Below are 12,917 nucleotides of genomic sequence, written 5' to 3'. Positions count from 1 at the left end.
GGGGGGAGCCGGCGACCCGGCGCCTCCCCGGCCGGGACCCGTGCCGCACTGCGGGGACCCGTGCCGCACGGCGGGGGCCGTCAACTCCCCGCGGTATCCCAGCCATCGCGGGAACCGATACCCGCGGGACACCCCCGCACGTGGCTCGTTCCCCACCCCCCGGTTGGCCGGTCCCGCCCCGTTGAGTCTTCAAGGGATCCGGCTACAGTCGTCGTCTGCCACCGCCGTCCCCCACCCCGCGCAGGCCCCGCACGGCGCCCGACCCCCGCCCTGACCGGGCCCCCGCCGCTCCCGGACTCGGCCTCCCCTCACTCGAGAGAGCCGGCCAGGAGGTCTCCGAGCCATGCCTGTGCGTCACCTCACCCCCCGCGACCAGCACCTCTTCTGGCGGTACGGCCGCGGCGCCGACGTACCCGTCCACGAACCGCTCGTCCACCGGGCCATCGAACGGCACGCCATCGCCCACCCCCACGCCGTCGCCGCCGTGCTGTCCGGCATCGACCCCGCCGACTGCCCGCACCTGCGCACGGTCGCCGTCGCCGTCGCCGGGAAACCCTGCCCGCGCCCGCTCGCCGACCGCTGGCCGGGCCGGGCCGCCTACTTCCACTGCCGCGGACCGGCCGGGACCGCCCTCGCCACCACCGTGGGCCGCCGCAGCCCGGCCGCCGGACGGCCCCTTCCCAACAGCACGGTGTACGTCCTCGGCGCCGGCCGCAGGCCGTTGCCCATCGGCGAGACCGGCGAGGTGTGGGCGGGCGGCGACTGCGTCCCGGCCGGCTGCCCCGGCGACGACATCCTGAACGCCGAGCGGTACGCCCCCGACCCCTTCCTCGGCGCCGGCCGCACCATGTTCCGCACCCGCGGCCTCGGCCGCTGGACCCCCGACGGCGACCTCGAACACCTCGGCCACGCCGAGCGGCCCTTGCCGCGGCTCGCCGCGCAACTCCCGGCCGGCACGGCACCGGTCACCCGCTAGCCCCGGCCGTGACACGCCGTCGGCCGACTGCGGCGCCGTGGGGGCTGGTCGCGCGGTTCCTCCCCCAGCCTTCGGCCGGGGGCACCCCCAGCGCCCCTTCGGGGGTGCTGCCCCTCACGGGGCGTCGGCGGGACGGTTCAGCGGGCAGCCGCGGTCAGGGCCGCTGCCACTCCCGGCTCCTTCTTTCCCAGGAAGCGGGGGTTCGGTTCGAAGAGTACGTCGAGGGCTGCCTTGCCCGCCGCGAAGACCTCGCGTGTGCCGCCGTAGTACCAGGTCACGTCGTGCTTGGCGTCGACCCCGACGCCGTACGACGTCACCCCCGCCGCCTCGCACAGCGCCACCGCGCGCCGGATGTGGAACTCCTGGCTGATCAGTACGGCCCGGTCCACGCCGAAGATCTTCTTCGCGCGGACGCAGGAGTCCCAGGTGTCGAACCCGGCGTAGTCGCTGACGATGCGCTCGCCGGGCACGCCGTGCGCGGTCAGGTAGGTGCGCATGGCGTCCGGCTCGTCGTAGTCCTTGCGGCTGTTGTCGCCGGTGACGAGGACGACCTTGATGCGGCCCTCCTTGTACAGCGTCGCCGCCGCGTTCAGGCGGTTGGCGAGGTACGGCGACGGCTCGCCGTCCCACAGGCCCGCGCCGAAGACGACCGCGACGTCGGCGCGCGGCACGTCCGCCACCGTGCGCAGCCGGCCGGCCGTCGAGACGTACAGCCAGGTGGCCGGCAGCAGCGCCAGCACGCACCCGGCCATCACGCCCTGCACCAGGCGTCGCCGTCCGGCACGGGTCCGCGGCAGCCGCGGGCGGCGGATCCTCATGTGTTCGTTCCCCCCTCGTGCTCCCCGTTCGCCTCGACCATGGAGGACGCAGCGCAACGGGTTCCGGTTCGCTCACAGCGCGCGGGCGCCTGCCGTGAAGGGCCGGAAAAGACGCGTGACGGCCAGGCAACGGCCGTGCAACCTCGCCCGGCGAGGATCCTCGCATGACGGTGACCGACCTCTCCTCGCGCCCCGGCCCGCCCGCCCTGGTCCTGGTGGCCCACGGCAGCCGCGACCCGCGCGCGCTCAGCACCGTGCGGGCGCTCATGGACCGGGTGCGCGCCCGCCGCCCCGGCCTGCCCGTGCGCCTCGGTCACATCGAACTGAACGAGCCGCTGCTCCCCGGCACCCTCGCCGCCCTCGGGAACACCGAGGCCGTCCTGGTCCCGCTCCTCCTCGGCCGCGGCTACCACGTCAAGCGGGACATCCCGGCGGCGGCCGCCGCCGGTGCCCGGACCCGCGTCGCCGCCCCGCTGGGCCCGCACCCCCTCCTCGCCGACACCCTGCACGCCCGCCTGCGGGAAGCGGGCTGGCGACCGAGGCCCGCGAGTGCCGTCGTGCTGGCGGCGGCGGGTTCCCGCGACCCCGACGCCAGGGCCGACACCGACCGCATGGCCGGCCTCCTCGCCGCCCGCCTGCGCGTCCCGGTCCTCGCGGCCTACGCCTCCGCGGCCACCCCGGCCGTCCCGGACGCGATCACCGCCCTTCGGGCCCGGGGCCGTCACCACATCGCCCTCGCCTCCTACTTCACGGCCCCCGGCCGCTTCGCGACGGAGTGCGCCGCCCACGCCCCGTGGATCGCCTCGGCCCCCCTGGGAGCCCACGACGCGATGGCCGAGCTGATCCTCCACCGGTACGAGCGGGCCCTGGGAATGCCGGGGACGGCGGCGGCCTAGAGCTTGGGTGGATCGCTGCGCGACCGACCGCAACGCGGTGGCGCCCGCAAACGCACCCCGACCCGGCAGACGAGTAGGCACCCCACAACCCCCGTTTTGTCACCACCAACCCGTACTGTCGAACCATGGCAGTCCCCGCACCCTCTTCGGCCTACGACCCGGCGTCAGCCGACCGCTGGGCCCCCGAACCCGACAAACGCCCCGGCCGCACCGCCTTCCAGCGTGACCGCGCCCGCATCCTGCACTCGGCTGCCCTCCGCCGCCTGGCCGGCAAGACCCAGGTCGTCACCCCCGGCACCTCCGCCCAGGCGTGGGACGCCAGCCCCCGCACCCGCCTCACCCACTCCCTCGAATGCGCCCAGGTCGGCCGGGAACTGGGCGCGGCCCTCGGCTGCGACCCCGACCTCGTGGAGGCCGCCTGCCTCTCCCACGACCTCGGCCACCCGCCCTTCGGCCACAACGGCGAGCAGGCGCTGAACGAGTTCGCGGACGACTGCGGCGGCTTCGAGGGCAACGCCCAGTCCCTGCGGCTGCTCACCCGTATCGAGCCCAAGCGGTTCACCCCCGAGGGCTCCGTCGGCCTCAACCTCACCCGCGCCGCCCTGGACGCGGCCACCAAGTACCCGTGGCCGCGCGGCGCGCACCCCACCGCTCCGGCGTCCCCCAAGTTCGGTGTGTACGAGGACGACCGGCCGGTCTTCGACTGGGTCCGCAAGGAGGCCCCCGGCACCCGCACCTGCTTCGAGGCCCAGGTCATGGACTGGTCGGACGACGTCGCCTACTCCGTGCACGACGTCGAGGACGGCCTGCACGCCGGGCACATCGACCCCAACTGCCTGCACGCGGAACCGGAACGGCGGGAGGTGTTCGCGGTCGCCGTCGGCCTGTACGTGCCCGCCGGTACCGACCCCGCCGAACTCGCCGCCGCCCTGGACCGGCTCCAGGACGAGGAGTGGTGGCCGCACGGCTACGACGGCAGCGCGGTCGCCCAGGCCCGCCTCAAGGACGCCACCAGCCAGCTCATCGGCCGGTTCTGCCTGGCCGCGGAGGGCGCCACCCGCGAGGCGTACGGCGGCGGCCGGCTCACCCGGTACGGCGCGGAACTCGTCGTACCGCGCGAGGCCCGGATGGAGTGCGCGGTGCTCAAGGCCATCGCCCACCGGTACGTCATGCAGCGCGCCGAGCAGGAGCGGCTCCGCGCCGACCAGCGGATCGTCGTCGCCGAACTCGCCGAGGCGCTCACCGCGCGCGCACCCGACGGACTCGACCCGCAGTTCCGGGCGCTGTTCGACGCGGCCGGTGACGACCACGCCCGCAAGCGTGTGATCGTCGATCAGATCGCGTCGCTCACCGACGCCTCCGCGCGGTCGTTGCACGCGCGGCTGACGGGACGTATGTGAACAGTTTGTGACGCTCCGCGACTCCCTCTGGCCTGTTCGGGGCAAGATCGCGTCAGCGGGGGTCACACCCCCTTCCCGCAGCACGCCGCGTGCGGGAGGCTCACAGTGCGGCGCATGTGGGCGGCATATGTGGCGGCACCCTCACGAGGAGGCATCAAGTGGTCGACGCGGACCAGACATTCGTCATCGTCGGAGGCGGACTCGCCGGTGCGAAGGCGGCCGAGACGCTCCGAGCCGAGGGCTTCACCGGCCGGGTGATACTGATCTGCGACGAGCGCGACCACCCGTACGAGCGGCCCCCGCTCTCCAAGGGCTACCTGCTCGGCAAGGCCGAACGCGACAGCGTCTTCGTGCACGAGCCCGCCTGGTACGCGCGGCACGACATCGAACTGCACCTCGGCCAGACCGTGGACCGCATCGACCGCGCCGCCAAGACCGTCCGGTTCGGCGACGACGGCACGCTGGTCCGCTACGACAAGCTGCTGATCGCCACCGGGGCGGAGCCGCGCCGCCTCGACATCCCCGGCACCGACCTGGCCGGCGTCCACCACCTGCGCCGCCTCGCGCACGCCGAACGCCTCAAGGGCGTCCTCGCCGCGCTCGGCCGCGACAACGGCCACCTCGTCATCGCCGGCGCCGGCTGGATCGGCCTGGAGGTCGCGGCGGCGGCCCGGACCTACGGGGCCGAGGTCACCGTCATCGAGCACGGGCAGACCCCGCTGCACAGCGTCCTCGGACCCGAACTGGGCAACGTCTTCGCCCGGCTGCACCAGGAGCACGGCGTCCGGTTCCGCTTCGGGGTACGGCTCACCGAGATCGTCGGCCAGGACGGCATGGTGCTGGCCGCGCGCACCGACGACGGCGAGGAGCACCCGGCGCACGACGTCCTCGCGGCGATCGGCGCGGCGCCGCGGGTCGGCCTTGCCGAGGCGGCCGGCCTCGAACTGGCCGACCGGACGCAGGGCGGCGGGATCGTCGTCGACGAACGGCTGCGGACGTCCGACCCGGACATCTACGCGGCCGGCGACGTGGCCGCCTTCCCGCACGCCCTGTTCGGCACGAGGCTGCGGGTGGAGCACTGGGCCAACGCGCTGAACGGCGGCCCGGCCGCGGCCCGCTCGATGCTGGGGCAGGACCTCACCTACGACCGGGTGCCCTACTTCTTCACCGACCAGTACGACCTGGGCATGGAGTACAGCGGGTGGGCGCCGCCCGGGTCGTACGACCAGGTGGTGATCCGGGGGGACGCGGGGAAGCGGGAGTTCATCGCGTTCTGGGTGAAGGAGGGACGGGTGCTGGCCGGGATGAACGTGAACGTGTGGGATGTCACAGAGCCGATCCAGAGGCTGATCACCTCGCGGGCGGTGGTGGACACCGACGCCCTGGCGGATCCGCATGTGCCGTTGGAATCGCTCGCCTAAGGGGTTGCGGGGTTCTGTCGTCTCACGGGTGCGGGTGGTGTGCGGTTGCTCGCGCAGTTCCTCGCGCCCCTGACGGGGCGCTGCACGCGCCCCGGGACTGTCGGTTCGTCCCCGTAGAATTCACCCGTGGCTGGACGGATCAATGACGAGGATGTGAAGGCGGTACGGGACGCGGTCCCGATCGACGCCGTCGTGTCCGAGTACCTCCAGCTGCGCAACGCGGGCGGCGGGAACCTGAAGGGCCTGTGCCCGTTCCACGACGAGAAGTCGCCGTCCTTCCAGGTCAGCCCGAGCAAGGGGCTCTTCCACTGCTTCGGCTGCCAGGAGGGCGGCGACACCCTCACCTTCGTGATGAAGGTCGACCACCTCTCCTTCTCGGAGGCGGTCGAGCGGCTGGCCGCCCGCGCCGGCATCACCCTGCGTTACGAGGAGGGCGGGTACAACCCGTCCCACCAGCGCGGTGAGCGCATCCGCCTGGTCGAGGCGCACAAGATCGCCGCGGCCTGGTACGCGGAGCAGCTCGCGACCGGCCCCGAGGCCGAGACCGGCCGGGTCTTCCTCGCCGAGCGCGGCTTCGACCAGGCCGCCGCCGTGCACTTCGGCGTCGGCTACAGCCCGCAGGGCTGGGACCACCTCACCCGCTACCTGCGCGGCCAGGGCTTCACCGACAAGGAGCTGCTGTCGTCCGGCCTGTCGCAGGAAGGGCGGCGCGGCCCCATCGACCGGTTCCGCGGCCGCCTGATGTGGCCCATCCGGGACATCGGCGGCGAGGTCGTCGGCTTCGGCGCCCGCAAGCTCTACGAGGCGGACAACGGTCCCAAGTACCTCAACACGCCCGACACCGCGATCTACCGGAAGTCCCAGGTCCTGTACGGCATCGACCTCGCCAAACAGAGCATCGCGAAGGCCAGCCGCGCGGTCGTGGTCGAGGGCTACACCGACGTCATGGCCTGCCACCTGGCCGGAGTGACGACCGCGATCGCCACCTGCGGTACGGCCTTCGGCGGCGACCACATCAAGATCCTGCGCCGGCTGCTGATGGACAACGGCTCGGCCCGCGTGATCTTCACCTTCGACGGCGACGCGGCCGGCCAGAAGGCGGCCCTGCGCGCCTTCGAGGACGACCAGAAGTTCGCCGCCGAGACGTACATCGCCATCGCCCCCGACGGCATGGACCCCTGCGAGCTGCGCCTGGCCAAGGGCGACGACGCGGTCGTCGACCTGACCGAACCGCGCACCCCGCTCTTCGAGTTCGCCCTCCGCCAGATCGTCGCCCGCTACGACCTGGACACCCCGGCGGGCCGCGCGGCCGCCCTCGACGAGGCGGCGCCGGTCGTCGCCCGGATCAAGAACAGCGGCGCCCAGCACGAGGTCGCCGTCCAGCTCGCCGGGATGCTCGGCATCCTCGACACCCAGTTCGTGGTCAAGCGGGTGGCCCAGCTGGCCCGCTGGGCCCGCGACAAGGGCGGGAGCGGCAGGGGGGCCGGTCCGGCCCGCGGATCCCAGCAGCAGTCGTACGACACGGCCGGCGTCCGCCCCGCCGTCTCCGGCCCCGCCCTGAACCTCCGCAACGCCGTCTTCGCCACCGAGCGCGAGCTGCTGAAACTCGCCCTGCAGCGCCCCGAGCTGGTCTCCCCGGCCTTCGACGCGTACGGCATCGACGAGTTCACCGCCGAGCCCTACGCGGCCGTGCGCCGGACCATCATGGAGGCGGGCGGCGCCGAGTACGGCACGCAGGATCCGCAGGAGTACCTGGTGCGCGTCCGCGAGGCCGCCGCCGACGACGCGGTCCGGGCGATGGTCACCGAGCTCGCCGTCGAGGCGATCATGCGCCGCACGGTCGACGAGAACTACGCGGGCGAGCAACTCGTGACCGTCCGCCGCCGCGCCGTCGACCGCCGCATCCACGAGATCCAGATCACCCTCACCCGCCTCGGCAACGGCGGTGACCCTGCCCAACTCGCCGCCGTGCAGAACGAGTTGTGGGTGCTCCAGCAGTACGGGCAGGCGCTGCGCGAGCAGGGTCCGGCCGCCCTCTGAGCCCCGGCCGGCCGGCAGGATAACCGCGCGGTCACGGACCGGACGCAAAAAGTCACCGCACGCCCCTCGTGGCGGCGATGTGTCTTACCCCACACTGGGGGCGGTGCCTGAGTCCTCGGAGCGCGGCCGGCCCGTCCCGGACGGGTCCCACACCCCCGCCGTTCCACTCATCGCGTACGGGACGGACAGCGGCGAGGCCGTCGTCTCCGCCCCCGAAGTACCGCTGCCGTACCCCCTGGCAGCGATCATCCTGGAGGTCGCCCCCGTGCAGACCCAGACCCTGACCCAGACGGACAGCAGCAGCACGCTCACGGACGAGCCGGAAGCCGATACCGGCGGCCGTGCCGGCGTGCCCCCGCAGAGCCGGGCCGCGCTGCACCCCGAGACCGAGCCGGACGGCCCGCCACCGGAGGAACTCGCGGCCGACGCCCCCGACGCGGAGCCCGAACCCGAGCCCGCCGAGCCGCGGGCCGCGGCCCGCGCCGACACCGGCAGCCCCTCCTCGGACCTGTTCCGCCAGTACCTGCGGGAGATCGGCCGCATCCCGCTGCTCACCGCCGCCGAGGAGGTCGAACTCGCCCGCCGCGTGGAGGCCGGCCTGTTCGCCGAGGAGAAGCTCGGCAGCACCCCCGACCTGGACAGCGAGCTGGCGCTGGACCTGGACCGGCTGGTCGTCATGGGCCGCATGGCCAAGCGCCGTCTCATCGAGGCGAACCTGCGGCTGGTGGTGTCGGTCGCGAAACGGTACGTCGGGCGCGGCCTGACCATGCTCGACCTGGTGCAGGAGGGCAACCTCGGCCTGATCCGTGCCGTCGAGAAGTTCGACTACGCCCGCGGCTACAAGTTCTCGACGTACGCGACCTGGTGGATCCGCCAGGCCATGTCCCGGGCCCTGGCCGACCAGGCCCGCACCATCCGCGTCCCCGTGCACGTGGTCGAGCTGATCAACCGGGTCGTGCGTGTCCAGCGCCGGATGCTCCAGGAGCGGGGCTACGAGCCGACGGCCGACGAGGTCGCCGCGCACCTGGATCTGGCGCCGGAGCGGGTCGGAGAGGTGCTGCGGCTGGCGCAGGAGCCGGTGTCCCTGCACGCTCCCGTCGGCGAGGAGGACGACGTCGCCCTCGGCGACCTCATCGAGGACGGCGACGCGGCGAGCCCGGTCGAGTCGGCGGCGTTCCTGCTGCTGCGGGAGCACCTGGAGGCGGTGCTGTCGACGCTCGGGGAGCGGGAGCGGAAGGTGGTCCAGCTGCGGTACGGCCTGGCCGACGGGCGGCCGCGGACGCTGGAGGAGATCGGACGGATCTTCGGTGTGACGCGGGAGCGGATCCGGCAGATCGAGTCGAAGACGCTCAACAAGCTGCGGGACCACGCCTTCGCGGATCAGCTTCGGGGCTACCTGGACTGACGCCGGGGGCGGGCGCGTGGGGGTCGCTCGCGCAGTTCCCCCCAGCCTTCGGCCGGGGGGACCCACAGCGCCCCTTACGGGGCGCTTCACAGCTACCCAGCTGCGGGCAGGCGTGCCGCAGGGCGGCACGGGTGGGCGCTGGGGGTACCCCCGCCGAAGGCTGGGGGAGGCACCCGGCAAGCGCCGGTGAGCGTCCCCACCCGTGCCGCACCCGCGTCAGTCCACCTCGGCCACCGCCTGCGCGAACTGCGCCTTGTACAGCCGGGCGTACGCCCCGTCCGCCGCCAGCAGCTCGGCGTGCGCGCCCTGTTCCACGATCGAGCCGTTCTCCATCACGAGGATGGTGTCCGCGTCCCGGATCGTGGAGAGCCGGTGGGCGATGACGAACGACGTCCGGCCGTCCGCCAGTTTGGCCATCGCCTTCTGGATGAGGACTTCCGTACGGGTGTCGACCGACGACGTCGCCTCGTCGAGGACGAGGATCGTCGGGTCGGACAGGAACGCGCGCGCGATGGTGATGAGCTGCTTCTCACCGGCGCTGACGCCCGTGCCCTCGTCGTCGATGACCGTGTCGTAGCCGTCGGGGAGCGTACGGACGAACCGGTCCGCGTGGGCCGCCCGCGCCGCCTCCTCGATCTCGCCGCGGGTGACCTCGCGCGAGGCACCGTACGCGATGTTGTCCGCGATGGAGCCGCCGAACAGCCAGGTGTCCTGGAGCACCATGCCGATTCCGGAGCGGAGGTCGTCCCGGGACATGTGGCTGATGTCGACGCCATCGAGGGTGATCCGGCCGCCGGAGACGTCGTAGAACCGCATCAGCAGGTTCACGAGCGTCGTCTTGCCGGCGCCGGTCGGGCCGACGATGGCGACCGTGTGGCCCGGTTCCACCGTGAGGGAGAGGTCCTCGATGAGCGGCTTCTCCGGGTCGTACCGGAAGGAGACGTGCTCCAGGGCGACCCGGCCGCGCAGTTCGGCGGGGCGCTCGCCGGGGACCGGGTCGGCCTCCTGCTCCTCCGCGTCGAGGAGTTCGAAGATCCGCTCGGCGGAGGCCACACCGGACTGCACCAGGTTGGCCATGGAGGCGACCTGGGTCAGCGGCATCGAGAACTGCCGGGAGTACTGGATGAAGGCCTGGACGTCACCGATGGACAGCGCGCCGGACGCGACCCGCAGACCGCCGACGACCGCCACCAGCACGTAGTTCAGGTTCGACACGAACATCATCAGCGGCTGCATCACACCGCTGTTGAACTGCGCCTTGAACCCGGCCTCGTACAGCGCGTCGTTCTGCTCGGCGAACTGCTGCGCCGACTCCTCCTGCCGGCCGAACACCTTCACCAGGGTGTGCCCGGTGTACATCTCCTCGACGTGGGCGTTCAGCTTGCCGGTGGAGCGCCACTGCTGCACGAAGTGCGGCTGCGAGCGCTTGCCGATGCGGGTGGCGACCAGGAAGGACAGCGGCACGGTGACCAGGGCGACCAGCGCCAGGATCCAGGAGACCCAGAACATCACCGCGAGCACGCCGATGATGGTGAGCAGCGAGTTGATGAGCTGGCCCATCGACTGCTGGAGGGTCTGGCCGATGTTGTCGATGTCGTTGGTGGCGCGGGAGAGCACCTCGCCGCGCTGCCGCTTGTCGAAGTAGGAGAGCGGCAGGCGGGACAGCTTCGCCTGGACGTCCTCGCGCAGCCGGTACATCGTGCGGTTGACGGACCGGTTGACGAGCCGGGTCGCCACCGCCATCAGCAGGCCGGCGACGACGTAGGTGCAGAGCGCGAAGAGCAGGACGTTGCCGACCTGGTCGAAGTCGATGCCCTTGCCGGGTGTGAAGTCGGTGCTCCTGAGCATGTCGGCGACCGTGTCCTGGCCGCGTTCGTGCATGCCCGCCAGGACCTGCTCCTTGGTGGTCCCGGCAGGCATCTGCTTGCCGATGACGCCGGCGAAGACCAGGTCGGTGGCCCGGCCGAGGATCTTGGGGCCGATCACGTTGAGGGTGACGCTCGCGACCACGCAGAACAGCAGCAGGTAGATCGTGAGCCGTTCGGGTTTGAACCGGGCGAGGAGCCGTTTGCCCGAGTTCTTGAAGTCCAGCGAGCGCGAGTCGGGGCCGCCCCCGGCCATCATGCGTCCCATGGGCCCGGCCATCAGGCGGCCTCCGCTTCCGTCAGCTGGGAGAGCACGATCTCCCGGTAGGTCTCGTTGCCGGCCATGAGTTCGTGGTGGCGGCCGGTGCCGACGACGCGTCCCTCGTCGAGGACGACGATGCGGTCGGCGTCCCTGATGGTCGCCACCCGCTGGGCGACGATGACGACGGTAGCCTCGGCCGTCTCCTGGGCGAGCGCGGCGCGCAGCGCGGCGTCGGTCGCGTAGTCGAGGGCGGAGAAGGAGTCGTCGAAGAGGTAGATCTCCGGGCGCTGCACGAGCGTCCGGGCGATGGCGAGGCGCTGGCGCTGGCCGCCGGAGACGTTGGTGCCGCCCTGGGCGATGGGCGCGTTCAGCCCGCCCTCCAGCTTCGCCACGAAGCCCTTGGCCTGCGCCACCTCCAGCGCGTGCCACAACTCCTCGTCGGTGGCGTGCGGGTTGCCGTAACGCAGGTTGGTCGCCACGGTGCCGGCGAACAGGTACGGCTTCTGCGGGACCATGCCGACCGTCTGGGCGAGCAGCTTCGGGTCGAGGCCGGAGACGTCCTCGCCGTCCACGAGGACCTGGCCGTCGGTGGCGTCGAAGAGGCGCGCGACCAGCCCGAGCAGGGTGGACTTGCCGCTGCCGGTGGAGCCGATCACGGCGGTCACCTCGCCGGGCCGGGCGACCAGGTCGACGGCCTTGAGCACCGGCTCCTCGGCACCCGGGTAGCGGAACCCGGCGGCCCGGATCTCCAGATGGCCGTGCCGGCGCAGCTCGGTGACGGGCGCGAGCGGCGGGACGACGCTGGACTCGGTGTCCAGGACCTCCTCGATGCGCTCGGCGCAGACCTCCGCGCGCGGCACCATCATGAACATGAAGGTGGCCATCATCACGGACATCACGATCTGCATGAGGTAGGCGAGGAAGGCGGTCAGGTCACCGATCGCCATCTGGCCGCTGTCGATCCGGTGGGCGCCGAACCACACCACCGCGATCGACGACACGTTCACCGTCGTCATGACGATCGGGAACATCAGGGCGAGCATGTTGCCGGTGGCCAGCTGCATCTCGGTCAGGTCCCTGTTGGCCTTCCCGAACCGGCCCTGCTCGTACTCGTCGCGGACGAACGCGCGGATCACCCGGTTGCCGGTGATCTGCTCGCGCAGCACCCGGTTCACGGTGTCGAGCCGCACCTGCATGGCCCGGAAGAGCGGGCGCAGCCGGCGCACGATCAGGGTCACCGAGACACCGAGCACGGGTACGACGGCGACCAGCACCCCGGACAGCGGAACGTCCAGGCCGAGGGCGAGCACGATGCCACCGACACACATGATGGGCGCCGACGCCATCAGGGTGAACGCCATCAGGACCAGCATCTGGACCTGCTGTACGTCGTTGGTCGTACGGGTGATGAGCGAGGGTGCCCCGAAGTGACCCACCTCACGTGCGGAGAAGGACTGCACCCGGTCGAAGACGGCGGCACGCACGTCCCGGCCGAGGGCGGACGCGGTCCTGGCGCCGTAGTAGACGGCACCGACGTTGCACACCACCTGAGCGAGCGAGATGCCGATCATCAGGGCGCCGAAGGACAGGATGTAGTCCGTGTCCCCCTTCACGACGCCGTTGTCGATGATGTGCGCGTTGAGCGTGGGCAGGTAGAGAGTGGCGCAGGTCTGCAGGAACTGCAGCAGCACCAGGATGGAGATGGGTTTCCTGTAGGGCCTGAGATAGGTCCGCAGAAGTCGTATGAGCACGCTACGTCTCTCGGAGTCGGCGGTGGGGTGGGCGGGGTCGCCTGCCCGAAGGGCGGGGTGTTTGCCCTAGGCCCCTATCGTCC

8 protein-coding genes and 1 pseudogene are annotated in these 12,917 nt (G+C 72.2%); 6 read left to right on the top strand and 3 right to left on the bottom strand.

Annotated features, from left to right (window positions below; genetic code table 11):
• Positions 1–343 precede the first annotated feature (343 nt).
• Positions 344–907 (top strand): annotated as a pseudogene (locus tag AB0472_RS01600) (AMP-binding protein); the annotation flags it as partial.
• Positions 908–1,113: 206 nt separating this feature from the next.
• Here AB0472_RS01600 and AB0472_RS01595 read toward each other — a convergent pair.
• Complete coding sequence (locus AB0472_RS01595) at positions 1,114–1,794, bottom strand: ElyC/SanA/YdcF family protein (protein ID WP_366352385.1); 681 nt, start codon at positions 1,792–1,794, stop codon at positions 1,114–1,116.
• Positions 1,795–1,958: 164 nt separating this feature from the next.
• On the opposite strand from AB0472_RS01595, the gene AB0472_RS01590 reads away from it, so the two are divergent.
• The 5 genes from AB0472_RS01590 to AB0472_RS01570 all read left to right on the top strand — a co-directional run bounded on the left by AB0472_RS01590 (position 1,959) and on the right by AB0472_RS01570 (position 8,956).
• Positions 1,959–2,690, top strand: coding sequence for a sirohydrochlorin chelatase (locus AB0472_RS01590; protein WP_366352383.1), 732 nt, complete (start codon positions 1,959–1,961; stop codon positions 2,688–2,690).
• Between the two features lie 125 nt (positions 2,691–2,815).
• Positions 2,816–4,090 carry a deoxyguanosinetriphosphate triphosphohydrolase gene (locus tag AB0472_RS01585; protein WP_366352381.1) on the top strand — a complete coding sequence of 425 codons (1,275 nt, stop codon included), beginning with the start codon at positions 2,816–2,818 and terminating at the stop codon, positions 4,088–4,090.
• A 158-nt stretch (positions 4,091–4,248) separates the two neighbouring features.
• Entirely contained in the window at positions 4,249–5,511 is a 1,263-nt protein-coding gene (locus tag AB0472_RS01580) for an FAD-dependent oxidoreductase (protein WP_366352379.1), read from the top strand.
• Positions 5,512–5,637: 126 nt separating this feature from the next.
• Positions 5,638–7,551, top strand: a complete 1,914-nt coding sequence (gene dnaG / locus AB0472_RS01575; protein WP_366352378.1) for a DNA primase — start codon at positions 5,638–5,640, stop codon at positions 7,549–7,551.
• Between the two features lie 103 nt (positions 7,552–7,654).
• Positions 7,655–8,956 (top strand): RNA polymerase sigma factor, encoded by a 1,302-nt coding sequence (locus AB0472_RS01570; protein ID WP_366352377.1) that lies wholly within the window; start codon positions 7,655–7,657, stop codon positions 8,954–8,956.
• 216 nt (positions 8,957–9,172) lie between these two features.
• On the opposite strand, the gene AB0472_RS01565 is transcribed toward AB0472_RS01570, so the two are convergent.
• Positions 9,173–11,101, bottom strand: coding sequence for an ABC transporter ATP-binding protein (locus AB0472_RS01565; protein WP_366352375.1), 1,929 nt, complete (start codon positions 11,099–11,101; stop codon positions 9,173–9,175).
• On the bottom strand, positions 11,101–12,834 hold the full coding sequence (locus tag AB0472_RS01560) for an ABC transporter ATP-binding protein (RefSeq protein ID WP_366352373.1): 1,734 nt from the start codon (positions 12,832–12,834) through the stop codon (positions 11,101–11,103). Before AB0472_RS01560 ends, AB0472_RS01565 begins: the two co-directional genes overlap by 1 nt.
• Positions 12,835–12,917 lie beyond the last annotated feature (83 nt).

The sequence above is a fragment of the Streptomyces sp. NPDC086777 genome (assembly GCF_040702065.1).
Lineage (GTDB): Bacteria > Actinomycetota > Actinomycetes > Streptomycetales > Streptomycetaceae > Streptomyces.
Note: the sequence above shows the minus strand (reverse complement) of the source record. Positions and strands in the feature narration are given on the sequence as shown.

Excerpts from the sequence above, each read along its gene's own strand:
- AB0472_RS01565 (WP_366352375.1), bottom strand. The coding sequence starts at position 11,101 with ATGGCCGGGCCCATGGGACGCATGATGGCCGGGGGCGGCCCCGACTCG.
- AB0472_RS01595 (WP_366352385.1), bottom strand. The coding sequence starts at position 1,794 with ATGAGGATCCGCCGCCCGCGGCTGCCGCGGACCCGTGCCGGACGGCGA.
- AB0472_RS01590 (WP_366352383.1), top strand. The coding sequence starts at position 1,959 with ATGACGGTGACCGACCTCTCCTCGCGCCCCGGCCCGCCCGCCCTGGTC.
- AB0472_RS01585 (WP_366352381.1), top strand. The coding sequence starts at position 2,816 with ATGGCAGTCCCCGCACCCTCTTCGGCCTACGACCCGGCGTCAGCCGAC.